The organism is Sphingobium sp. Leaf26, from assembly GCF_001421665.1.
GTDB lineage: Bacteria > Pseudomonadota > Alphaproteobacteria > Sphingomonadales > Sphingomonadaceae > Sphingobium.
In genome coordinates this window covers 556,128-579,758 of record NZ_LMKV01000012.1, presented here as the reverse complement: position 1 = coordinate 579,758, position 23,631 = coordinate 556,128, and the positions used below count along the sequence as shown (strand labels likewise).

The following is a 23,631-nucleotide window of genomic DNA, read 5'->3' as shown; positions in this document are numbered from 1 at the left end:
GAAGGACTTCGATCTGCGGGCGGAGCCAGGCCCCACCCGCACGATCGTTTTTAGAAGTCCATGCCGCCCATGCCGCCCATGCCGCCGCCGGGCATGCCCATCGGCGCCTTGTCGTCGGCCGGCAGTTCCGAAACGGCCGCTTCGGTGGTGATCAGCAGACCAGCGACCGAGGCAGCGTTCTGGAGCGCGGTGCGCACGACCTTGGTCGGGTCGATGACGCCGGCCGCGACGAGGTTTTCATAGACGTCGGTCGAAGCGTTGAAGCCGAACGAGGTGTCGTCCTGATCCAGCAGCTTGCCCGACACGACGGCGCCGTCATGGCCCGCATTCTGCGCGATCTGGCGAACCAGAGCGGTCAGCGACTTGCGAACGATGTCGATACCGCGGGTCTGGTCGTCATTGACGCCGGTCAGGCCATTGAGCGCCTTGGTCGCGTACAGCAGAGCCGTGCCGCCACCGGGGACGATGCCTTCTTCGACGGCTGCACGGGTGGCGTGCAGGGCGTCGTCGACGCGGTCCTTGCGTTCCTTGACTTCGACTTCCGTCGCGCCGCCAACCTTGATGACGGCAACGCCGCCAGCAAGCTTCGCCAGACGTTCCTGAAGCTTTTCCTTGTCATAGTCCGAGGTGGTGTGCTCGATCTGCTGACGGATCTGCTCGGTACGGCCCTTGATCGAGTCATGGTCGCCAGCGCCATCGACGATGACGGTGTTGTCCTTGTCGATGGTGACGCGCTTGGCGGTGCCCAACATGCCCAGCGTGACCGACTCAAGCTTGATGCCCAGGTCTTCCGAGATCACTTCGCCCTTGGTGAGGACGGCGATGTCTTCCAGCATGGCCTTGCGACGATCGCCGAAACCGGGCGCCTTGACCGCAGCGACCTTCAGGCCGCCACGCAGCTTGTTGACGACCAGGGTCGCCAGCGCTTCGCCTTCGATATCTTCCGCGATGATCAGGAGCGGACGGCCCGACTGAACGACGGCTTCCAGGATGGGAAGGATCGACTGAAGGTTCGACAGCTTCTTTTCGTGGATCAGGATGTACGGATCAGCCAGCTCGACAGCCATCTTTTCCGGGTTGGTGATGAAGTAGGGCGACAGGTAGCCGCGGTCGAACTGCATACCTTCGACAACGTCCAGCTCGAAGTCGAGACCCTTGGCCTCTTCCACGGTGATGACGCCTTCCTTGCCGACCTTTTCCATGGCTTCGGCGATCTTTTCGCCGACTTCACGGTCGCCATTGGCGGAAATGATGCCGACCTGGGCCACTTCGGCCGAACCCGAAACCGGCTTCGAACGCGCCTTGATGTCCTCGACGACCTTGATGACGGCGAGGTCGATACCACGCTTCAGGTCCATCGGGTTCATGCCGGCGGCAACCGACTTCATGCCTTCGCGCACGATGGCCTGGGCCAGCACGGTCGCGGTGGTGGTGCCGTCACCGGCGATGTCGTTGGTCTTCGAAGCCACTTCGCGCACCATCTGGGCGCCCATGTTTTCGAACTTGTCCTTCAGTTCGATTTCCTTGGCGACCGAAACACCGTCCTTGGTGATGCGGGGCGCGCCGAAGCTCTTGTCGATGACGACGTTGCGGCCCTTCGGCCCCAGGGTCACCTTGACCGCGTCGGCCAGGATGTCGACGCCGCGCAGGATGCGCTCACGAGCGTCACGCGAAAACTTTACGTCCTTCGCTGCCATGATCTTTTACCTTCGTTTGAGAATTGCAAAATTTGCGAAGTTCACACCGTCACAGGGCGCGAATTTCCGCCTAAATCTGGAATGGATATCCGGTTCGCAGCTTTACGCCACGACGCCCAGCCCGTCGCCTTTAGGCGACAATGCCGAGGATATCGCTTTCCTTCATGATGAGCAGGTCTTCACCGTCGACCTTGACTTCGGTGCCCGACCATTTGCCGAACAGGATGCGGTCGCCAGCCTTGACGTCGAGCGGGGTCACCTTGCCGTCTTCGGCCTTGCTGCCCGAACCGACGGAGACGATTTCGCCTTCCTGCGGCTTTTCCTTGGCGGTGTCGGGGATGATGATGCCACCGGCGGTCTTCGCTTCCGCTTCGATGCGGCGGACGAGAACGCGGTCATGCAATGGACGAAATGCCATATTGGTTGCCTTTCCCTTGGCGTATTTGGGATAGGGCGCAGCGAGTAGGAAAACGGAGTCGTGCCCCGAAATGCCTTGTTCGCCTGTCCTTCTCCCGATGAACCTGTCTTTGTTAGCACTCACTGACAAGGAGTGCTAGCGGCATGAATATGGAAAATTTGGTCCGCTGGTCAAGGGTGCGCGACCCGAAAAATTTCCTGCCCGTCCCGATCCGGGGCCAGCGCGTTGGTTTCGATAGGCGCGGCGCCCGCCATCGTCATCCGCCGCGCGATGGATTGCGCGGATATTGCGGCTGTTCCTTATATATGTCGTTTAAGGAATCTTTGATGACAGCGGCATCGCTCGCGCGTGTCGCCGGTTGAGAGGGACATAAGCAGAAGGAGAGATTGATGCCCTATACCACGATCCTGGCCGCTGTTGATGTCAACAGCCCGGACCTTGCCCATGCAGCCATTGCCGGCGCGGCCGAAATCGCGGGCGCCACCGGCACCGTCCATATCCTCTATGTCCGCTATTACCTCCCTACCCGCTACTCCGAATTGCTGGCGATCGACTTCGATGAGCAGGAAGAGGCAGACGCCATGGTCGCCATGCAGGATTGGGCGGACGACGCAGGGCTGGACCCGGCCCGTACCCAGATCTTCACCCGGCGCGGCCGTGTGCGGGACGAAGTGCTGATCGAGGCGGAGCGGCGCAACGCCGATCTGATCGTCATCGGATCGCATCAACCATCGCTCTCGTCCAAATTGCTGGGTTCCAACGCATCGGCCATCGTCCACCAGTCGCCGATCAGCGTGCTGACGGTCCGAACGGTTTCGAAATAATCATGGATAGTTGAGCGGCGCTTGGTTGCGGGCGGCGGTGCTGCTTCCTACCTGCGGGCCACATCCCCTTATCGGAGCCAGCCCGCATGACCGACAGCTACACCCCGCCCAAAGTCTGGACCTGGGACCGGGAAAATGGCGGCCCCTTCGCCAATATCAACCGGCCGATCGCCGGCGCGACCCATGAAAAGGATCTGCCGGTCGGCGATCATCCGCTCCAGCTCTATTCGCTCGCCACGCCCAATGGGCAGAAGGTGACCATCCTGCTGGAGGAATTGCTGGAAGCGGGCGTATCCGCCGCCGACTATGACGCCTGGCTCATCAGGATCGGCGATGGCGACCAGTTCGGCAGCGGCTTTGTCGACGTCAATCCCAACAGCAAGATCCCCGCCCTGCTCGACCGCAGCGTGTCGCCGCCGCAGCGCGTGTTCGAATCCGGCTCGATCCTGCTCTATCTGGCGGAAAAATTCGGCGAGTTCCTGCCGACCGATCCCGCCGGGCGGACCGAGACGCTGAACTGGCTGTTCTGGCAGATGGGCGCCGGTCCGCTGCTGGGCGGCGGCTTCGGCCATTTCTTCGCCTATGCCCCGGAAAAATACGAATATCCGATCAACCGCTACACGATGGAAGTGAAGCGACAACTGGACCTGCTCGACAAGCGGCTGGCGGACAATGACTATATTGGCGGCGCGGACTATAGCATCGCCGACATCGCCATCTGGCCCTGGTATGGCGGCGTCGTGCTGGGCCGGGCCTATGGCGCGGCGGAGTTTCTGGACGCAGGCAGCTACACCAACCTGCTGCGCTGGGCCAAACAGATCGACGCCCGCCCCGCCGTGAAGCGTGGCCGCATGGTCAACAAGGCGAACGGTCCGCTGGAAGAGCAACTGCACGAACGGCATGACGCCGGCGACTTCGCCACGAAGACGCAGGATAAGCTGGAAGGGGCCGCCTAGGCTCCCTTCCATGATAGATTTCCGTTCGCCCTGAGCTTGTCGAAGAGCCTCTTTCTTCTTGAGACGGAAAGAGGCTTCGACAGGCTCAGCCCGAACGGCTTCCTTTATACCCCGATGCTCAATAGCCCACCGTGAACCGCGCCTTGCTATGCCGCGGCTGTTCGATCTCATCGACCAGTGCGATGGCATAGTCGGCATAGGATATGCTGCTATTGCCATCCGCATCGACCAGCAGCGCGTCCTTGCCCAGGCGGAAGCTGCCCTTGCGAACGCCAACGAAGAAATAGGCCGATGGCGAAAGGAAGGTCCAGTCGATGTCGTCCACCCCGCGTAGATAATCGAGGAAGTCCGCGCCCTTGCCCGCTTCGACCTTGGCGACTTCGGGAAAGTCCGGCGTGGTGATCAGGGCAACACCCGGCGCGACTTCCAGGCTGCCAGCCCCGCCGACCACCAGATAGCGCGGCACGCCGGAGTCGCGCACCACGCCGACCAGCGAGGCCGGATCGGTGTCGGAGAACATGACCGCGCTGACCACCACATCATGGCCCTTGATCGTTTCGACGAGGGCGTCAGCTTGCTGCACATCGCCGGCGACCGCCGTGACGCCATCGACCTTGACCGCATTTTCGGGATGGCGCGAAATGGCCGTAACCTGATGCCCGCGACGCGCCAGTTCAGCGCTGATTTCCGTGCCGGCGCGGCCGGTGCCGCCGATGATCGCTACTTTCATGCTGCATGTCTCCATAGGTAGTTACTAATAGAAACCAGATAGCGATCAGGATATCATGACCGCAAGAGGGCACTTCGCCATCATCAGCTTACGTCGAGGAAACCACCCCATGTTCTCCACCCCGGACTCTCCCCCGCCCCGCATCGGCGACGCCTATAATCCCGACTGCCCGACGCGGCACGTGCTGGACCGGATCGGCGACAAATGGGCCGTGCTGGTGATGCTGACGCTGAAGGACGGGCCGGTGCGCTTCAACGACCTGCGTCGGCGGATCGGCGCCATTTCGCAGAAAATGCTGTCGCAGACGTTGAAGAGCCTGGAGCGGGACGGCCTCGTCAGCCGCGCCGCCTTCCCTACTGTGCCCGTGACGGTGGAATATCGGCTGACGCCGCTGGCCGGCGGGTTGATCGGCATATTGGACCAGATCACCCATTGGGCCGAAATCCATGTCGGCGATATCATGGCATCGCGCCGCGCGCATGACCGGGGTGATGCGCTGGCGGCGTAAATCCGCTTGCGCGGCCTCCGCCATCATCGCATGATGCGCATACGGGACAAGGCAATCTCCCGTTCAGGCACTCCCCGCCCAAGCATTGCGACTATATCGGGCTTCCGGCGCGCTCTGCGTGTCTGACCCGAAGGGGGGATGTGTGTGTCGCAACCGGATGTATCGCAACTTTTCCGAGTCTTCGGACGGATCGGCCTCATCAGCTTTGGCGGACCGGCCGGCCAGATCGCGCTGATGCACCGCGAACTGGTGGAAGAACGGCAATGGGTGGAGGAAGGCGCGTTCCTGCGCGCGCTCAATGTCTGCCATCTGTTGCCGGGGCCGGAGGCACAGCAACTGGCCACCTGGATCGGATGGCGGATGCACGGCACGATCGGTGGCCTGATCGCCGGCCTGTTGTTCGTGTTGCCCGGCGCGGCAATCATGATCGGCCTGTCGATGCTCTACGCCTTCGCCGCCGATTTGAAGCCTGTGGCGGCGCTGTTCCTGGGGATCAAGGCGGCCGTGCTGGCGATCGTGGTGCAGGCGCTGATCCGCATCGGCCGGCGCGCACTGGACAGCGGGTTCAAACGGGCGCTGGCCTTTGCCGCCTTCCTGGCGCTGTTCCTGTTCAACCTGCCCTTCCCGCTGGTCGTGCTGGGATCGGGAGCGATCGGCTTCCTGCTGGCACGGCTACGCCCGGACTGGCTGCATGCCCATGGCCAGGCGGCGGGTGACGCCCCGGTCGGGCCGCTGCCATGGCGCCAGACCCTGCGATCCCTGCTGCTATGGGCGGCGATCTGGGCCGCGCCGATGCTGGCCATCCTGCTGACACTCGGCCCTGATCATGTGCTGTGGAAGATCGGCGCCTTCTTCTCGCAACTGGCGGTGGTGACGTTCGGGGGCGCCTATGCGGTGCTGGCCTATATGGCGCAGGAGGCCGTGCAATCGATGCACTGGCTGTCGGCGGGCGAAATGACCGATGGCCTCGGCCTTGCCGAAACGACGCCGGGACCGCTGATTTTGGTGACGCAGTTCGTCGGCTTTCTGGGCGCGTTCCGGGCGCCGGCGCCCTTTACGCCACTGATGGCGGGATTGCTGGGCGGTCTGCTCACGACCTGGGTGACGTTCGCGCCCTGTTTCCTGTGGATCTTCAGCGTCGCGCCCTGGATGGAGCGACTGGAGCGCGCGCCCCGCCTGCAAGGGGCGCTGGCCGCGCTGACCGCCGCGATCGTGGGGGTGATCGGCAACCTGACGGTCTGGTTCGCGCTGCATATATTGTTCATGCGCGGCGAGAGGGTGGCTGTTGGTCCGGTACGACTGTGGTGGCCCGACTGGACCAGCATCGACTGGCGCATCGCCGCCATCGCGCTGGGGGCTGCGCTCCTGATCTTTGTCGCAAGGCGCGGGGTGATGACGGTGCTGGCGATTTGCGCCGTTGCGGGGCTGGCGGTGAGCGGGGTGCAGGAAATTTGATACGGGTTGTATAGTGGCTGTTCCCCGGCGCAGGCCGGGGAACAGCATGATGGTCGGCTGTTACCCCGCCGCCTGCACGATCTGCGCCCATGCCTCTTCGCTGATGACCTCTATGCCCAGCGCGGCGGCCTGCTTCAATTTGCTGCCCGCACCTGGCCCCGCGACTACCAGATCCGTCTTCGCGCTGACCGATCCTGCCGCCTTCGCGCCCAGCCGTTCAGCCTGCGCCTTCGCCTCGTCGCGGCTCATCGTCTCCAGCTTGCCGGTGAAGACGACGATCTTGCCGGTCACGGCGCTGGCGGTGGTTTCGACCACATAATCGGGCGGAGAAACCTCGCCAAGCAGGTCTTCCCACGCCTCCACATTATGCGGTTCATGGAAGAAGTCGGCCAGCGCATGCCCCACCGCCGCACCGACATTTTCCACCCCGATATGTTCGGCGATCGCCTTGTCGCGCTTGGCCTGCGTCTCCGCCGGGTCGGCAGCGGCGCGCAGAGCGATGATTTCTTCGGCCAGTCCGCGAACCGCCGGCAGCGTCGTATAGCGTTTGAGCAGGTCGCGCGCCGTCACCGCGCCGACATGGCGGATACCCAGGCCAAAGAGCAGTTTGGCGGCATCGGGCGCGCGCTTCGCCTCGATCGCGGCGAGCAGGTTGTCGACCGACTTTTCCTTCCAGCCTTCGCGGCCGATCAGGTCGGGACGATGCTTTTTCAAACGAAAGATATCGGCTGGTTCGGCTATCCAGCCCAGGTCCAGAAACTCCTGAATCGTCTTTTCACCCAGCCCTTCGATATCCAGCGCCGCCCGGCTGACGAAGTGGCGCAGCCGCTCGAACCGCTGCGCCGGACAGATCAGGCCACCGGTGCAGCGGAAATCGACTTCCTCCTCCTCGCGCACCGCTTCGGAGCCGCAGACGGGGCAGTGGGTGGGGAAAGGAAACGATTGGCGGTCCTCCTCGCGGGTCAGATTCTCGACCACCTGCGGGATGACGTCGCCCGCGCGCTGCACCACGATGCGGTCGCCGGGCCGCACGCCCAGCCGCGATATTTCGTCGGCATTATGCAGCGTCACGTTGGAAACAACCACGCCGCCCACGGTCACGGGCGTCAGGCGGCCGACCGGGGTCAGCTTGCCGGTGCGACCGACCTGAATGTCGATCGCCTCCAACGTGGTCTGCGCCCGTTCGGCGGGGAATTTATGCGCGATGGCCCATCGCGGCGCCTTCGCCACGAAGCCCAGCCGCTGCTGCCAGTCGAGCCGGTCTACCTTGTAGACGACCCCGTCGATGTCGAACGGCAGCTCAGCGCGTGCCGCCTCAATCCCGCGATAATGGCCGATCAGCGCCTTCAGCTTGTCGACGCAGGCCAGCATGTCGGACACCGGCAGGCCCCAGCTTGCGATCGCCTGCATCACGCCCAGTTGCGTGTCGGCGGGCACCGCGCTGTGCGCACCCCAGCCATGGGCCAGGAAGCGCAGCGGGCGGGCGGCAGTGACGGTCGCGTCCTTCTGGCGCAGCGATCCGGCGGCGGCGTTGCGCGGATTGGCGAACTGACGCGCCTTTTCGGGATCGTCGGCCTCGGCCAGCAGGCGCTGGTTGAGCGCCACGAAATCGGCCTTGGCCATGTAGACCTCCCCGCGCACCTCGAACAGGTCGGGGATGCCGGGGCCGGTCAATTGCTGCGGAATGTCCGTGATCGTACGGACATTGGCGGTGACGTCCTCGCCGGTCGCACCGTCCCCGCGCGTCGCCGCCAGCACCAGCACGCCCTGCTCATAGCGCAGCGAACAGGACAGACCGTCAATCTTCGGCTCGGCGGTCAGCGCCAGCGGTGCCTCTTCGGGTAGCGCGAGGAAGCGGCGGACGCGGGCCAGAAACTCGCCGATATCCTCGTCGGAAAAGCCATTGTCGAGGCTCATCATGCGGACGGCATGCGGCACCTTCTTTAACGCCGACGTGGCGACGGCCCCGACCTGCGCATTGGGCGAATCAGCGCGGACCAAATGCGGAAAGGCGGCCTCCAGCGCGTTGTTCTCGCGGATCAGCGCGTCATAGTCGGCATCACTGATCTCCGGCGCGTCCTGATCATGATAGAGCCGGTTATGCTTCGCCACCTCCCTGGCAAGGCGCATGAGGCGGTTGGCGGCTTCGGCTTCGGAGAGGGGCGCGGGATTAGTCATGAGGATGCTTTAGCGAAGCCCGCGCCGGCCAGAAAGGCCACTATCAGCCGTTCGACCGCGGAAGGTCGATTTTGACAGCATGTGTCTGGATGGGAGCACATAAAATAGCCAAGGCTCCAGCAAAACTGATAGCCGCCCAAAACCACTGCTTCCTTCTAGCGTCGATGAAGGCGCGAACCAACAAGATCAGGGCCGCGAACAGAAGAGCCATCATTGAGGGCCACATCATTTCCATGCTTGCACCCCCGCCACCGGCACCGTTTCAAAATGCTGGGGGAAGCCCGCGATGATCGGGCGCGCCTTCGCGATGGCCGCGCGGATGTCAGGCAATTTCAGCGATGCGGCGTGACTTTCGCGGCTGTCCCAAACTTCCGTGATCCAGATCGCGTCCGGGTTCGCGGCGTCGAGCGCCACCACATAGGACAGGCAACCGGGCATCGCGCCCGTCGCGTCGGTCAGGATGGCGACCAGTTCGTCACGCTTGCCGGGTGCGCTCAGCATCTGGCCGATCAGGCCATAGCGCGGCTTGGCCTCCTGCGCGGCTGCGGGGATGGCGCTGGCAGCTATCGCGACGGCAGTCAGGCCGAGCATGTCTCTGCGGTTATGAGTCATATACCCCTCCTTCTACACCGTTCCTCGACGAAGGCCGGGGTCCAGCCACCGGGTGACACTGACCCCGGCCTTCACCGGGGAACGGTCAGACCCGCTCCAGCAACCGTTCCGCCTGCGCCCGCGCTTCCGCCGTAATTTCCGCGCCCGACAGCATCCGCGCGATTTCCTCCCGCCGTTCGGCGTCGCTCAGCGCATGGACGCCGGTGCGCGTCACGGTGCCATCGGAGGACTTGGCGATCAGCATATGGCTTGCGCCCCGCGCCGCGACCTGCGGACTATGGGTGACGACCAATATCTGGTTGCTCTGCGCCAGCCGCGACAGCCGCTCACCGATCGCATCGGCCACCGCGCCGCCCACGCCACGGTCGATCTCGTCGAAGATCAACGTGTCCGCCCCGCCCCGCTCCGCCAGCGCCACCTTCAACGCCAGGATGAAGCGCGACAATTCCCCGCCCGATGCGATCTTCGCCAACGGCGCGAACGGCGCACCGGGGTTGGTCGAGATTTCGAACTCCACCCGGTCCATGCCCTGCGCGCTCCACTGACCCTCGTCCAGTTCAGCAACCACCGTGCGGAACCGTGCCGCGTCCAGCTTCAGCGGCGCCAGCTCGCACGCTACCGCCGCGTCCAGACGCCCGGCCGCCACTTGACGCTCGACCGACAAGGCCTGCGCGGCGGCGCGATAGGCGTCGGCCTTGTTGGCCACATCCTTTTCCAGCGCGGCGATATGCTCCTCCCCGCCCTCGATCGCAGCCAGCTTTGCCGCCATCTCGTCGCGCAGGGCAGCCAGATCGTCAGGCTGCACCTGATGCTTGCGGGCCAGGCCACGCAGGTCGAACAGGCGGGTTTCGATCATATCGAGCCGTGCGGGGTCGAAACTCAGCGCCTCGGCGGCCTCGGCCAGCCGATCCTCTGCCTCGCCCGCTTCGACCACGGCGCGGTCGAGCGCTTCGAGCACGGCATTGAGCAGCGGCTCCTCGCCCGCGATGCGATCGAGCCGGCGCGCCGCCTGCCGCAACTGGGCCAGGCCGCCGTCGGAGCCAGTCAGGCAGTCGCCGACGGCGCTCAGATCATCGGTCAGCCGCGCGCCCTTCTGCATGGTCGCACGCTCTTGCGCGAGTGTCGCCTCCTCGCCCGGTTCGGGCGCGAACTTGCGCAACTCCTCGACCGCGTGGGTCAGATAGTCGCGATCCCGCGCCGCATTCTCGACCGTCTCGCGCGCGGCGCTCAGCGCGTGGGTGGCGGCACGCCAGCCGGCATGCGCCGTCGCGACCAGCCCGGCTTCGCAGCGACCATAGCTGTCGAGCAGCGCCCGGTGGCCGCGCGGGTTGAGCAGGCCGCGATCGTCATGCTGGCCGTGAATTTCGACCAGCGATCCGCCAAGGTCGCGCAGCAATGCGGCCGAACAGGGCTGGTCGTTGACGAAGGCCCGGCTGCCGCCATCGGCCTTTACCAGCCGACGGATCAGCAGCGGTTCGCCCGGCTCCATGTCGATGCCGTTTTCGACCAGCAGCGCGGTCACGCGATGATCGGCAGCCGGCGGCTCGAAGGCAGCAACCACGCTGGCCTGCGCCTCACCATTACGGACCAGACCGCTGTCCGCGCGCGCGCCCAAGGCCAGCCCCAGCGAATCGAGCAGGATCGACTTGCCCGCCCCTGTCTCACCGGTCAGCACGGACAGGCCGGCGCCGAACTCCAGGTCCAGCGCCTCGATCAGCACGACATTGCGGATGGCGAGCGAGGTTAGCATGACATTCGCCTATAACCGCCACTGAACAGATTAGGAACGAACAAGTTCGGCAATGCCGTTCCCCGGCGAAGTTGGCGGGAGGCACGTGACTCCCATCAAGGGTCCAGACGTCATGGCAACTGGACCCCGGCCTTCACCGGGGAACAGGTCAAGCCTGCCAGTTCCAGACCCCGATCAGGCCTTGCCGCCATGCTGCTGCATCAGCTTGTAGCTGCGTTCGTACCATTTGGTGCCGGGATAGTTGCGGCCCAGCACAGCGGCAGCCTTCTGCGCTTCGGCGGGGATGCCGAGCGAAAGATAGGATTCGACCAGACGCTCCAGCGCTTCGGGCGTGTGAGTCGTGGTCTGATACTTATCCACCACCGAACGGAAACGCAGCGTGGCGGCGAGCCACTGGCCACGGCGCTGGTAGAAACGCCCGACTTCCATTTCCTTGCCGGCCAGGTGATCGTTCACCAGATCGACCTTCAACCGCGCGTCGGCGGCGTAGCGGGTGTCGGGATAGCGGCGGATCAATTCACCCAGCGCGTCCAGGCCCTGCTGCGTGATCTTCTGGTCGCGGGTGACGTCGGCGATCTGCTCATAATAGCAGAGCGCGATCAGATAATAGGCGTAGGGCGCGTCCTTGTTGCCGGTATGGATCGACAGGAAACGCTGCGAGGCGGCGATCGACTCATTATAGTCCTGGTTCATATAGTAACTGAATGCGGACATGAGCTGCGCCCGGCGCGCCCAGGGCGAATAGGGATGCTGGCGCTCCACCTCGTCGAACAGGGCGGCGGCGAGCTTGTACTGCCCACGATCGAGACGGTCCTTGCCACTGTTATACAGGGTCGACACGTCGCGGGCGACATATTGGGTGTCGGCCTTGTTCTTCGATGTGGAACAGCCGGTGAGCACGGGCGAGGCGATCAGGACCAGGGTGGTGGCCGCGCCGATGCGCGTCAGGGTTTTCGTCAGCATGGCCGGGTCATAGCCGAGGGACACGCCCTCGCCAAGCGGCAGAATGCGCCTTCGTCAACAGGCTGGCGCAGCGGGCAGGTCGAGCCGGGCGATCGCCCCGCCCTGCGGCGCGGCGGTCAGGGCGAAACGCCCGCCCAACTGGGCCGCCAGCGCATGGGCGATACGCAGGCCCAGGGATTCGCCCGCACCGCCGCCCGGCGCCAGACCATGCCCGTCGTCGGCGACCTCCAGCGCCAGCGCGCCATCCGTCTGTGCCAGCCTGACATGGATATGGCCCGCACGATCGGGCAGGCCATGTTCGATTGCGTTGCTGACCGATTCCGCCACGACCAGCGCCAAAGGCACGGTAATATTGGGGTCCAGCCGCAGCCCGGTCGGCGCCGCCACGGTCAGGGCGACGTCCTGCCGCCCGCTGGCGTCCATGATGTCGGCGGTCAGGGCCGACAGGAAACCGTGCATATCCTGTCCAGCCCCCGAGGGATCGTAAAGCGCCCGACTGATCCGTCCGACCAGCGCCAGCCGTTCCGACGCATCGTCCAGCGCGCGGCGCGCGACATCATGATCGACATGGCGGCGCTGGAGCGACAGCATCGCCGCCACGACCTGCAAATTGTTCGATACGCGATGCTGTAATTCCTGAAACAGCAGTTCGCGATTATCGGCCAGCGTCCGGCTGCGTTCCCGCTCCACCGCCAGGTTGAAATTGGCGCGCTGCATGAAGTGGATCAACGCGATGTCGATCGCCACCACCCCGGTATAGAAGAGCATCGCAACCATGACCGCCGGGTTGATCGCGAAGACATGATGCGGCGGGATGAAGACATACCAGGAGATCAGCCCGCACAGCAGGCCGGCAAAGATGCCGGGCCGCACGCCGAACAGAAAGGAAGAGAGGATGACGGCGGGAAAGAAGGTGACGAAAGGATAGCCGGAAGGCAGCAGCGGTTCCGCCGCGATACGCAGCAGCAACGCAGACGCGCAAAAGACGGTCGTCAGGCCATAAGCATAGAGCGGCCGGTCGAGCACGAGCGGCAGGCGTTCGACAAAGCGTTCATTTCCTCGCTGCACTACGATCCCCTTTCAGACCGTCGTTACACTATCAGAACTTTGTCCGGATTCCTTGATCGAAGTTAGCGCGCGGAAACGCACACGCAAAAAACGGGGCGCCCGGTTGGCCGGACGCCCCGCTTCCATTCCGTCACCCGGCCTTGCGGCCGGAGCGATCATTTAGTCCTGAGTCAGGAAGTCGGGCAGACCGCCGCTAGGGCCGTCATCGTTACCACCTTCGCTGCGTTCGCGGCGGGGACCACGATCGCCGCCATCACGGCGCGGGCCACGACCGCGATCGCCACGGCCTTCGCCGCCTTCGCGACGCGGGCCACGATCCCCACCGCCATCACGGCGCGGACCGCGATCACCACGCGGTTCGCGCGGTTCACGAGCAGGACGGGTGTCTTCCAGTTCCTCGCCGGTTTCCTGATCGACGACGCGCATCGACAGGCGAACCTTGCCGCGAGGATCGATTTCGAGAACCTTGACCTTCACGTCCTGGCCTTCCGACACGACGTCAGTCGGCTTTTCGACGCGCTCATTCTTCATTTCGGAAACGTGGACGAGGCCGTCCTTGCCACCCATGAAGTTCACGAACGCACCGAAATCGACGATGTTGACGACCTTGCCGTCATAGACCTTGCCGACTTCCGCTTCCTGCGTGATGCCGAGGATCCACTTGCGGGCGGCCTCGATCTGCGCCGGGTCGGACGAGCTGATCTTGATCAGGCCTTCGTCGTCAATGTCCACCTTCGCGCCGGTTTCGGCGACGATTTCGCGGATCACCTTACCACCGGTGCCGATGACTTCACGGATCTTCGACTTGTCGATCTGCAAGGTTTCGATACGCGGGGCGTGCGCCGACAACTCGGTGCGGGTCGAGGACAGCGCCTTGGCCATTTCGCCCAGGATGTGCGCACGGCCTTCCTTCGCCTGCGTCAGCGCGGCTTCAAAGATTTCGCGCGTGATGCCCGCAATCTTGATGTCCATCTGCATCGTGGTGATGCCGACTTCGGTGCCTGCGACCTTGAAGTCCATGTCGCCGAGGTGATCTTCATCACCCAGGATGTCGGACAGGACGGCAAAGTCCTTGCCTTCCAGGATCAGGCCCATGGCGATGCCAGACACGGGGCGCTTCAACGGCACACCGGCGTCCATCATGGACAGCGAACCGCCGCACACCGTCGCCATCGAGGACGAACCGTTGGACTCGGTAATGTCGGACAGGACGCGGATCGTGTAGGGGAACTCGTCCTTGCTGGGCAGCACGGGGTGCAGCGCACGCCATGCCAGCTTGCCATGACCCACTTCACGACGACCCGGCGCGCCGAAACGACCAACTTCACCGACCGAATAGGGCGGGAAGTTATAGTGCAGCATGAAGTTTTCATAATGCAGGCCAGTGAGGCCGTCGATCATCTGCTCGGCGTCCTTGGTGCCCAGCGTGGTGGTGCAGATCGACTGCGTTTCACCGCGCGTGAACAGGGCCGAACCATGGGTGCGGGGCAGGAAGCCGACCATCGCGTCGATCGGACGGATCTGCGTGGTGGTGCGACCGTCGATGCGCTTGCCGTCCTTCAGGATGGCGCCGCGCACGATTTCCGCTTCCAGCTTCTTGGTCAGCTTGATGCCGGCCATCACGGTCTGGGCGTCCAGGCCTTCGGCGGTGAAGCTTGCCTTCGCCTTGGCGCGGGCTTCGTTCAGCGCGTTCGAGCGGGCCGACTTGTCGGTCAGCTTGTAGGCGGCGGTGATGTCCTTGCCGATCAGCTTCTTCAGCTTCTTCTTCAGGTCGTCCAGATTGTCGCCCTTGGCGACTTCCCACGGGTCCTTGGCGGCCTTTTCAGCCAGGTCGATGATCGCGTTGGCGATCTTCTTGCTGGCTTCATGGGCGAACAGGACGGCGCCCAGCATGATCTCTTCCGACAGCTCCTTGGCTTCGGATTCGACCATCATAACAGCGTTGCCGGTGGCGGCGACGACCAGGTCGAGTTCGCCGGCCTTGGCTTCGTCCAGCGAGGGGTTGAGGATATATTCGCCATCCTTGTAGCCGACGCGCGCGGCGCCGATCGGACCCATGAAGGGCACGCCCGACAGGGTCAGCGCGGCCGACGCAGCGATCATCGCCACGATATCAGGCTCGCTTTCGCCATCGAACGACAGAACCTGCGCGATCACGTTGATTTCGTTATAGAAACCTTCGGGGAACAGCGGGCGGATCGGGCGGTCGATCAGGCGGGAAACCAGCGTTTCCTTTTCCGTCGCGCCGCGCTCACGCTTGAAGAAGCCACCGGGGATGCGGCCGGCGGCGGAATATTTTTCCTGATAGTGAACGGTCAGCGGGAAAAAGTCCTGCCCTTCCTTCACGCTCTTGGCGGCGGTCACGGCGCACAGCACCACGGTTTCGCCATAGGTGGCCAGCACGGCGGCGTCAGCCTGACGCGCGATACGGCCGGTTTCGAGGGTCAGCGTCTTGCCGGCCAGCTCGATGGATACTTTCTTGACGTCGAACATAGTTTTTTCCTTCGCCCGCGTCGGCCCTATTGCCGGGCGGGGCCTTTGGCGGAGCCGATGCGGCTCCATGAATGGAGAGCTTCACGCTCTCCTCCGTCGCGGTTGCGACGGGGCGGGAAAGTGTTCCCCGGATCATGAGCGCCGTGCCGAATTGCCCGACGCCATGTTTCAGAATCGGAAACGGCCCCGAATGGGGCCGTCCCTTTATGGCGGACTTACTTACGCAGGCCCAGCTTACCGATCAGGTCGACATAGCGCGCCTGATCCTTCTTCTTGAGATAGTCCAGCAGCGAACGACGCTTGTTGACCATCATCAGCAGACCACGACGGCTGTGATTGTCCTTGTGGTGACCCTTGAAATGCTCGGTCAGGTTGGTGATCCGCTCGGTCAGGATCGAAACCTGAACTTCGGGCGAACCCGTATCACCTTCAGCGCGGGCATATTCCTTGATCAGCGCTTCCTTGCGCTCGGCAGTAATCGTCATCTATCATCTTCCTTCGGCATCAGGTTAAATCCGCGCACGACCCGGATGTCTCCGTCCAGCATTTCGACCAGCGCCACGGGAATGACCCCGTCGAACGCCAGATGAAGGCCGGTGGCAATGTCGGACCCCGACAGCACCTTCCCCTGTCGGAGAGCGAGCGCTTGATCGGGAGAGACTGCAAAAGCCGGGATGTCGTCCAGCCCTGCGGTCAACGGCAGCATAAGCCCACCGATGGTGCCGCCCCTAGCAGCTTCGTCCAATTTGTCCAGCGAAATCGCGGTTTCCAGGGTGAACGGCCCGGCCTTGATCCGGCGCAACATGGTGACATGGCCGACCGTGCCGAGCGCCAGCGCGATGTCGCGGGCAAGGCTGCGAATATAGGTACCCTTCGAGACATGGGCGCGGAGAGTGACTTCCGCCAGTTCACCAACGCCCCCAAATCCCATTTGCTCACGCGGAGCCGCGGAGACGCGGAGAGAATGGATCGTCACCGACCGCAGCTTCATCTCCACTTCTTCCCCCTTGCGAGCAAGGTCGTAGGCGCGCTGGCCGTCGATCAGGATGGCGCTATAGGCCGGCGGCGCCTGCTCGATCGGGCCAGTGAAGCGCGGCAGCACAGCCTCCACCTCGGCCAGCCTGGGCAGATGATCGCTTTGCGCAATGACCTTCCCCTCCAGGTCAAGCGTATCGGTCTGCGCACCGAACCGAATCGTGAAGTCATAAATCTTGTCGCTGTCGAGCATCCGCCCGGCCAGCTTGGTCGCTTCCCCCACCGCGATTGGCAGCACGCCGGTCGCCAGCGGATCGAGCGTGCCGCCATGGCCGACCTTCCACTTCTCCGTGCCGCCCAGCAGTTCCCGCTGCGTCCGCAACGCGCGCTTCACCGCGCTGACCGCCTGCGTGGAACCCAGGCCATGGGGTTTGTCGAGGATGATCCAGCCGTGCATGGCCGCGCGCTTACCTGCCCGCCCCTGTCCTGTCAGCCCCTAATGCGTTAGGGCGCGCCAATGACCATCAAGCTCATCTGCCTCGATGCCGACGATACGCTCTGGCACAATATGCGCCATTTCAACGCCACCGAAGACGCGCTGCTCGACATGTTGCGCCCCTTTGCTGACGCGGACGTAACGCGCGAGCGGCTGATCGCGTGCGAGATACGCAACCTGCCGCTCTATGGCTATGGCGCCAAGGGCTTTACCCTCTCGATGATCGAGACGGCGACGGAACTGGCTGGCGACCTGCTATCCACCGCGATGATCGAGGGGATATTGGCGGCCGGCCGCGCCCTGCTCGCCCATCCGGTCGATCTGTTCGACGGGGTTCAGGACACGCTGGAGCGGCTGGCGAAGATCGGCCCGCTGGTGCTGGTAACGAAAGGCGACCTGCTGCATCAGGAAAGCAAGCTGGCCGCATCGGGTCTGGGCGACCTGTTTTCCGGCATAGAAATCGTCAGCGACAAGAAGGCGGACACGTTCCGCACGCTATTCTCGCGCTTCAATATCGCCCCGCAAGAGGCTGTGATGGCGGGCGATTCCATGCGGTCGGACATATTGCCCGCTCTGGAGGCCGGCGCATGGGCCGCGTTCATCCCGCAAGAGTGCGGCTGGTCGCATGAAAGCGCCAAGGCGCCATCCGACCACCCGCAATTCGCACAGTTGGAACGGCTCGCCGACCTCCCGGACTGGATCGCGACGATCGATTGAATCACGTCTGGCAATGGTTCCCCGGCGCAGGCCGGGGAACAGTCACTCACTCAAACGCCCCCGCCATTCGTCCGCCAGGATCGAGTAGATCACCGTATCGCGCACATGCCCGGTCCAGGTGATGCGCTGCTTGCGCAACACGCCCTCACGCACCGCGCCCAGTTTCTCCACCGCCTTTTGCGACCGGACATTGCGCTGGTCGATGCAGAATTCGATGCGGGTGAAGCCGCAATCCAGCGCCCGGCCGATCAGCAGCGGCTTGATCCGGCCATTCAGGCCCGTGCCGCGCGCCGCCGGCGTCATATAGGTGCCGCCCAGTTCCAGCCAATTGTCGGCGGCGGCCACCCGCAGGAAGCCGGACATGCCGACCGGCACGCCATCCGCCACGATCAGGAAGGGAAAACGGTCCGGGTTGGCGATGGTCGCATCGAAAATCGTATCGAAATGATCTCCCGACCAGTTGGCCGGAAAAATCTCCCACACCGGATCGTCCACTGGACACAACGCGCGCAGTGTCTCGCGATGCTCTTCCCGCAATTGCTCCAGATACAGGCCCGGCGCGGCGATCGGCGCCAGCAAGTCTTCCATTCGGCTCATCGCTGCATCTGCTCCACGAAATGGCGGCGGCACAGCGCCACATAGCGGTCGTTGCCGCCGATCTCGGTCTGGTCGCCCTGGCGGATCGCCCTGCCCGCTCCATCGACGCGCAGGTTCATGATCGCCTTGCGCCCACATTCGCAGATCGTCTTGATCTCGCTCAGCGAGTCGGCCAGCCCCAGCAGCGCGGCACTGCCGGGAAAAAGCTGCCCCTGAAAATCGGTGCGGATGCCGTAGCACAGGACCGGAATACCCAGCCGGTCGCACACCGCGCCCAACTGCCACACCTGCGCCTCGGTCAGGAACTGCGCCTCGTCCAGCAGCACGCAGGACAGCGGCGTCGCCTGATGCTGCGCGGCGATGGCGGTGAAGATATCGACCTGCGGATCGAACAGATGGGCCTGCGCCTCCAGCCCGATGCGCGACACGATCCGGCCATGGCCATAGCGATCGTCCAGCGCGGCGGTCCACAGCATCGTATCCATGCCGCGCTCGCGATAGTTGAAGTCCGATTGCAACAGGGTGGTCGATTTCCCCGCATTCATGGAACTGTAGTAGAAATAGAGTTTCGCCATGCCCCTGCGCATAGAGCGATTTCACGGCGGATGGAAATGTCCGTGCAGTAACGGCAGGGATCGGCGCACACCCTCACCCCACCTCCGTTCGGGCTGAGCCTGTCGAAGCCCCTTCGACTGCCTGCCGACGTTCAAAGCAGGTACGTAACCGCCGTCAACGCTCAGCACAGGCTTCGACAGGCTCAGCCCAAACGGATTGTCAGCCTTCGCCTCTTCAGCGCATCGTCGGCGCCACGCCCGCCAGGAACCGCACCAGCGCATCGGCCAGCGCGATGCGACTGTCGGAGAAGCTATGATCGGTCGGCCAGACCATCAGCCGCGAATCCGGGTTGGCGCCTTGCGCATCAGCGGCAACCTTGCGCGCCATCGCACCGATTCCCCGCTCCGCACCGATAATGGTCAACGGCCGGCGAGCATAGCCGGCCAATTGCCGACCCAGATCGAATTTCTGCCCGTCCGCCTTGATCTCGGCAGTCAGGCTTTCATAGGTCGCGCCATGGAGCGGCGGCAGGTCGCCCGCCACCTCCGCCTTCCAGCCCGCTTCGCCCTCTGCGCTGGCCAGCGACGCGACGGTTTGCGCCGGATCCCAGGGGTCGATCAGGAACAGGCCGGCGACACGCGGATCGGCGGCGGCGGCATCGGCAGCCATGAAGCCGCCCATGCTGTGCCCCGCGACCACGATCGCGCTGGTGTCGATGCGATATTTCGCCACGACCGACGCCTGTTGCAGATATTGCAGGGCGGCAAAGCCATCCTCCGACGCATGGCCGAAGGAGAAGGTGCCGGGACTGCCCCACGACCCGCGATAATGCAGCGTCAGCACATTCCATCCGGCCCGCCGCGCCGCTTGTGCCAGGTCCAGATTCTGCTCATTGCCGGGAAACCCATGCAGCAGCAGCAGCGTGGGATGCAGGCCCGATCCGGCGGCGGTATACATCACCGCATTCATCGCCCCATCCTCGACCGGGATGACGAAGGCGGCCATGCCGGCGGGATAGGCTGCGTCAGGCTTTGGATCGGCGATGACGGCGTGATGGATGGCGGGTTCTTTGGCAAGGGCAGCGGGGACGACTGCTGCACAGCCAATCATGCAGGCCAATATCACGCGCATCATTTCAAAACCTCGATTGGCAAAGGAGAATCGCCGAGTCGTCTTGACATGGCGCGATCGAAGGTAACGAAGCTGTCGGCGCGAATGGAAGCAACGATATGCACCACGTCCAGCACCTGCCCCGGCGCACAGCCAAGCCGGTCGCGCACCTCCTTGGGGATGACGACCTGCCCCTTTGCCGACAATTTGGTCTTGGCGATCATGACGGCAGGATGCGTCTTACCGTCATATGCGTCAATCCTCGCCCTCATCCTTCACCAGATCCTGCGCGACCTTGGGATCGCGCAGCAGCTTGTCGATATGACTGCCCTCGTCGAAGCTTTCGTCGGCCAGAAATTTCAGCTTCGCCGCATATTTGAGCGCGATACGATGCGCCACCTCGCGCTGGAGATAGGCGGTATTGGTGCGCAATGCCTTGAGCACCGCTTCCTCATCCTGCCCCAGCAGCGACTTGATGAAGACGGTCGCGTGGCGCAGGTCCGGCGACATGCGCACTTCGGTGACGCTGACCACATGCTTGTCCAGCACATCGTCATGCACGTCGCCGCGCTGGAGAATGTCGGACAGGACATGGCGCACCTGCTCGCCCACGCGCAGCAGGCGGACGGATGGGCCTTCGGATTGTTGTTGAGCCATAGCCTAAATCTCCCCCCTCCCTTCCAGGGAGGGGTCGGGGGTGGGTGCGATTGCGTCCGCAATCGCCAGCAACCTATCGGGACAGGTTGAAGCTTGCTTCGCTCGCACCCACCCCGATCAGGGTAAAAAGCATCCCATGCTGTTTATCCTGATCGCCCTCCCTTGGAAGGGAGGGGCTTTCTCTTTGCGTTACAGCGTGCGCTGGCGCTCTTCGACCTCGAACAGTTCCAGCGTATCGCCAGCCTTGATGTCGTTCGTGTCCTGCAACACCGCACCGCACTCCATGCCGGCGCGCACTTCGGATACATCGTCCTTGAAACGACGCAGCGAGTGAATGACCGTCTTGGACACGATGACATCGGACCGGGTGAGGCGCGCATTGAGCCCCTTGCGGATGATACCGTCCAGCACGAGCAGGCCAGCCGCCTTGTCCTTCTTGCCCGCCGGGAACACCTGAAGAACTTCGGCCCGACCCACGATCGTTTCGATGCGTTCGGGCGCCAGTTGGCCCGCCATTTCGCCGCGGACTTCTTCAAGAAGGTCGTAGATCACGTCATAATAGCGCAGCGAGATTTTCTCGCGGGTGGCCAGAGGACGCGCCTTGGCATTGGGACGAACGTTGAAGCCGATCAGCGGCGCGCGGCTGGCCGCAGCCAGCGTCACGTCGCTTTCCGTGATCGCACCGACGCCGGAGCTGAGGATACGCACCTTGATCTCGTCGGTCGAGATACGGTTGAGCGCGGTGACGATCGCTTCGACAGACCCCTGCACGTCGCCACGGATGACGACCGGATATTCGATCATCGTCGTGTTGAGCGCCGAGAACATGCTCTCGAAATTGGTCGGTACCGACGCCGTCCGCTTGAGCGTCATCTGTTCCTGACGATAGGCGGCGACTTCGCGGGCGCGGGCTTCGTTTTCCACGACGGTAAGCTGGTCGCCCGCCTTGGGAACGCCGGACAGGCCCAGCACCTCGACCGGGGTCGAGGGGCCTGCGACCTTCACCTGCTGCCCCTTGTCATTGACCAGCGCGCGGACCTTGCCGCTTTCAGCGCCGATGACGAAGGTGTCGCCGATCTTGAGCGTACCCTTGCGCACCAGAACGGTGGCGACGGCGCCACGGCCCTTGTCGAGTTGCGCTTCGATCACATTGCCTTCGGCGGCGCGATCGGGGTTGGCAGTCAGTTCCATGACTTCGGCCTGAAGCAGAATCTTCTCGATCAGTTCGTCAAGGCCGGTCTTCTTGAGCGCCGAAACCTCCACGTCCTGAACGTCGCCGCCCATATCCTCGACAACGATTTCCTCGCTCAGCAGGCGCTCACGCACCTTCTGCGGGTTCGCGTCGGGCTTGTCACACTTGTTGATCGCGACGATCATCGGCACGCCGGCCGCCTTGGTATGGTTGATGGCCTCGATCGTCTGCGGCATCAGGCCGTCGTCGGCCGCCACCACCAGGATGACGATGTCGGTGACGTTGGCGCCACGGGCACGCATTTCGGAGAAGGCTTCATGGCCCGGCGTGTCGAGGAAGGTGATGACATCGCCCTTCTTGGTCGTCACCTGATAGGCGCCGATATGCTGGGTGATGCCGCCGCTTTCGCCAGCAACCACGTCGGTCCCGCGCAGCGCATCGAGCAGCGAGGTCTTGCCATGATCGACATGGCCCATGATCGTGACGACAGGCGCACGAGGCTTCAGCGTTTCGACCGCATCGACATCGCCTTCGATACCGATTTCGACGTCGGCGTCGGACACGCGCTGGATACGGTGGCCGAATTCTTCGACCAGCAGTTCGGCGGTATCCTGATCGATCGGCTGGTTCAGCGTGACCGCCTGCCCCATCTTGAACAGCGACTTGACCAGGTCCGCGCCCTTTTCGGCCATACGGTTGGCCAGTTCCTGCACGGTGATGACTTCAGGCACCACGACGTCGCGGACCTGCTTGTCACGCGGCTGCGCACCGCCGGCATAATGGGCGCGACGCTCCTTCTCACGCGCACGCTTGAGCGCGGCGAGGCTGCGGGCGCGGGCGCTGTCATCATCGGCCAGAGCCTTGGTGACGGTCAGCTTGCCGGACTGGCGACGATTGTCATCGCCCTTCTTGGCGCGCTCGGGCTTGGCCGGCTCGGGGCGCTTGGCCGGCGTGACCGGGGTGAAGCGACGCGGCGGCGGCACGGCGGCGGTCGTGCCGGCAGGGCGTTCAGGCGCATTGGCCGGTGCGGCAGCGGGTGCTGCGGCAGGCGTCGGCTCAGCCGCAGGCGCGGCAGGCGCTTCGGCGACAGGCTGCGGCGCAGGCTCTTCGACCGGCGCGGGCGCAGCCGCCGCGACTTCGGCCGCTTCGGCAGCCTGGCGATTTTCCTCGGCGCGGCGCTTTTCTTCCTCGCTGGCGGCGATGCGCGCGGCATCCTCACGACGGCGCGCATCTTCCTGCGCAGTCATGCGGGCCTCTTCGGCCTCACGCAGCAGCTTGGCCTGCAATTCCTGACGCGACATCAGGCTCTGCGGCGGCGCCTGACGCACCGGCGCGGGCTGGGGCGCGCGAGTCTGTTGCGGCGCAGGCGCGGCGGGACGCGGAGCGGGCGCGACGGGCGCCGGGGCGGCTTCGGCCTGGGGTGCAGCCGCAGGCGCGCCACCGGTCGTCTCGCCGGGCTTGCCCAGGACGCGGCGCCGCTTCACCTCGACCACGACCGTATTCTTGCGGCCATGGCTGAACTGCTGCTGCACCTGGCCGGATTCCACGGTCCGCTTGATGCCCAGCGGCTTGCGACCCAGAACCGGCTTGTCTTCCTTGCTGTCACTCATACGATCGAACTTAACCCTTCACTTCCGCTTCGGCCGGATAGGCCCGCCGACGCCTTTTCAACTTCAATAC

At 64.0% G+C, this 23,631-nt stretch carries 22 protein-coding genes; 5 read left to right on the top strand and 17 right to left on the bottom strand.

What is annotated here, in order from left to right; all coding sequences use genetic code 11:
• Positions 1–50: 50 nt before the first annotated feature.
• Together groL and groES are read right to left on the bottom strand one after the other, a co-directional pair.
• On the bottom strand, positions 51–1,697 hold the full coding sequence (groL, locus tag ASE85_RS11725) for a chaperonin GroEL (protein WP_056688085.1): 1,647 nt from the start codon (positions 1,695–1,697) through the stop codon (positions 51–53).
• A gap of 130 nt (positions 1,698–1,827) precedes the next feature.
• Positions 1,828–2,115, bottom strand: coding sequence for a co-chaperone GroES (groES, locus tag ASE85_RS11720; RefSeq protein WP_056688082.1), 288 nt, complete (start codon positions 2,113–2,115; stop codon positions 1,828–1,830).
• A 389-nt stretch (positions 2,116–2,504) separates the two neighbouring features.
• On the opposite strand from groES, the gene ASE85_RS11710 reads away from it, so the two are divergent.
• Together ASE85_RS11710 and yghU are read left to right on the top strand one after the other, a co-directional pair.
• Positions 2,505–2,939 (top strand): universal stress protein, encoded by a 435-nt coding sequence (locus ASE85_RS11710; protein WP_056688076.1) that lies wholly within the window; start codon positions 2,505–2,507, stop codon positions 2,937–2,939.
• Between the two features lie 86 nt (positions 2,940–3,025).
• Positions 3,026–3,895: a glutathione-dependent disulfide-bond oxidoreductase gene (yghU, locus tag ASE85_RS11705; protein ID WP_056688073.1), complete on the top strand. Its 870-nt coding sequence runs from the start codon at positions 3,026–3,028 to the stop codon at positions 3,893–3,895.
• A gap of 118 nt (positions 3,896–4,013) precedes the next feature.
• Here yghU and ASE85_RS11700 read toward each other — a convergent pair whose 3' ends face one another.
• Entirely contained in the window at positions 4,014–4,625 is a 612-nt protein-coding gene (locus ASE85_RS11700; protein ID WP_056688724.1) for an NAD(P)-dependent oxidoreductase, read from the bottom strand.
• Positions 4,626–4,734: 109 nt separating this feature from the next.
• On the opposite strand from ASE85_RS11700, the gene ASE85_RS11695 reads away from it, so the two are divergent.
• Entirely contained in the window at positions 4,735–5,133 is a 399-nt protein-coding gene (locus ASE85_RS11695) for a winged helix-turn-helix transcriptional regulator (protein ID WP_056688071.1), read from the top strand.
• A 138-nt stretch (positions 5,134–5,271) separates the two neighbouring features.
• Complete coding sequence (gene chrA / locus ASE85_RS11690) at positions 5,272–6,588, top strand: chromate efflux transporter (RefSeq protein WP_056688068.1); 1,317 nt, start codon at positions 5,272–5,274, stop codon at positions 6,586–6,588.
• Positions 6,589–6,648: 60 nt separating this feature from the next.
• Here chrA and ligA read toward each other — a convergent pair whose 3' ends face one another.
• The 8 genes from ligA to truB form a co-directional block, all read right to left on the bottom strand.
• Positions 6,649–8,766: an NAD-dependent DNA ligase LigA gene (gene ligA, locus ASE85_RS11685; protein WP_056688065.1), complete on the bottom strand. Its 2,118-nt coding sequence runs from the start codon at positions 8,764–8,766 to the stop codon at positions 6,649–6,651.
• A 225-nt stretch (positions 8,767–8,991) separates the two neighbouring features.
• The gene (locus tag ASE85_RS11675) at positions 8,992–9,378 is read right to left on the bottom strand and encodes a putative quinol monooxygenase (RefSeq protein ID WP_056688058.1); all 387 of its coding nucleotides are present in this window, start codon (positions 9,376–9,378) and stop codon (positions 8,992–8,994) included.
• Positions 9,379–9,463: 85 nt separating this feature from the next.
• On the bottom strand, positions 9,464–11,128 hold the full coding sequence (gene recN, locus ASE85_RS11670; RefSeq protein ID WP_056688056.1) for a DNA repair protein RecN: 1,665 nt from the start codon (positions 11,126–11,128) through the stop codon (positions 9,464–9,466).
• A 174-nt stretch (positions 11,129–11,302) separates the two neighbouring features.
• On the bottom strand, positions 11,303–12,091 hold the full coding sequence (locus ASE85_RS11665) for an outer membrane protein assembly factor BamD (RefSeq protein WP_056688721.1): 789 nt from the start codon (positions 12,089–12,091) through the stop codon (positions 11,303–11,305).
• A 54-nt stretch (positions 12,092–12,145) separates the two neighbouring features.
• Complete coding sequence (locus ASE85_RS11660; protein WP_056688052.1) at positions 12,146–13,159, bottom strand: sensor histidine kinase; 1,014 nt, start codon at positions 13,157–13,159, stop codon at positions 12,146–12,148.
• Between the two features lie 159 nt (positions 13,160–13,318).
• Entirely contained in the window at positions 13,319–15,652 is a 2,334-nt protein-coding gene (gene pnp / locus ASE85_RS11655) for a polyribonucleotide nucleotidyltransferase (RefSeq protein ID WP_056688049.1), read from the bottom strand.
• Between the two features lie 215 nt (positions 15,653–15,867).
• The gene (gene rpsO, locus ASE85_RS11650) at positions 15,868–16,137 is read right to left on the bottom strand and encodes a 30S ribosomal protein S15 (protein ID WP_056688046.1); all 270 of its coding nucleotides are present in this window, start codon (positions 16,135–16,137) and stop codon (positions 15,868–15,870) included.
• Positions 16,134–17,084, bottom strand: a complete 951-nt coding sequence (gene truB / locus ASE85_RS11645) for a tRNA pseudouridine(55) synthase TruB (RefSeq protein ID WP_056688043.1) — start codon at positions 17,082–17,084, stop codon at positions 16,134–16,136. The genes rpsO and truB overlap by 4 nt, the downstream gene beginning before the upstream one ends.
• 60 nt (positions 17,085–17,144) lie before the next feature.
• Here truB and ASE85_RS11640 point away from each other — a divergent pair, with 60 nt between their 5' ends.
• On the top strand, positions 17,145–17,840 hold the full coding sequence (locus ASE85_RS11640) for an HAD family hydrolase (protein WP_056688040.1): 696 nt from the start codon (positions 17,145–17,147) through the stop codon (positions 17,838–17,840).
• 42 nt (positions 17,841–17,882) lie between these two features.
• On the opposite strand, the gene ASE85_RS11635 is transcribed toward ASE85_RS11640, so the two are convergent.
• The 6 genes from ASE85_RS11635 to infB all read right to left on the bottom strand — a co-directional run bounded on the left by ASE85_RS11635 (position 17,883) and on the right by infB (position 23,561).
• A complete protein-coding gene (locus ASE85_RS11635) occupies positions 17,883–18,437 on the bottom strand; it encodes a GNAT family N-acetyltransferase (RefSeq protein WP_235523497.1) in 555 nt (184 codons plus the stop codon).
• On the bottom strand, positions 18,434–19,012 hold the full coding sequence (locus tag ASE85_RS11630) for a thymidine kinase (protein ID WP_056688034.1): 579 nt from the start codon (positions 19,010–19,012) through the stop codon (positions 18,434–18,436). The genes ASE85_RS11635 and ASE85_RS11630 overlap by 4 nt, the downstream gene beginning before the upstream one ends.
• A gap of 214 nt (positions 19,013–19,226) precedes the next feature.
• A complete protein-coding gene (locus tag ASE85_RS11625; RefSeq protein ID WP_443018518.1) occupies positions 19,227–20,102 on the bottom strand; it encodes an alpha/beta hydrolase family protein in 876 nt (291 codons plus the stop codon).
• Between the two features lie 20 nt (positions 20,103–20,122).
• Positions 20,123–20,326: an AbrB/MazE/SpoVT family DNA-binding domain-containing protein gene (locus ASE85_RS22420; RefSeq protein ID WP_082462763.1), complete on the bottom strand. Its 204-nt coding sequence runs from the start codon at positions 20,324–20,326 to the stop codon at positions 20,123–20,125.
• 31 nt (positions 20,327–20,357) lie between these two features.
• Positions 20,358–20,759, bottom strand: coding sequence for a 30S ribosome-binding factor RbfA (gene rbfA, locus ASE85_RS11615; protein WP_056688028.1), 402 nt, complete (start codon positions 20,757–20,759; stop codon positions 20,358–20,360).
• A 189-nt stretch (positions 20,760–20,948) separates the two neighbouring features.
• Positions 20,949–23,561: a translation initiation factor IF-2 gene (gene infB / locus ASE85_RS11610; protein ID WP_056688025.1), complete on the bottom strand. Its 2,613-nt coding sequence runs from the start codon at positions 23,559–23,561 to the stop codon at positions 20,949–20,951.
• Positions 23,562–23,631: the final 70 nt, after the last annotated feature.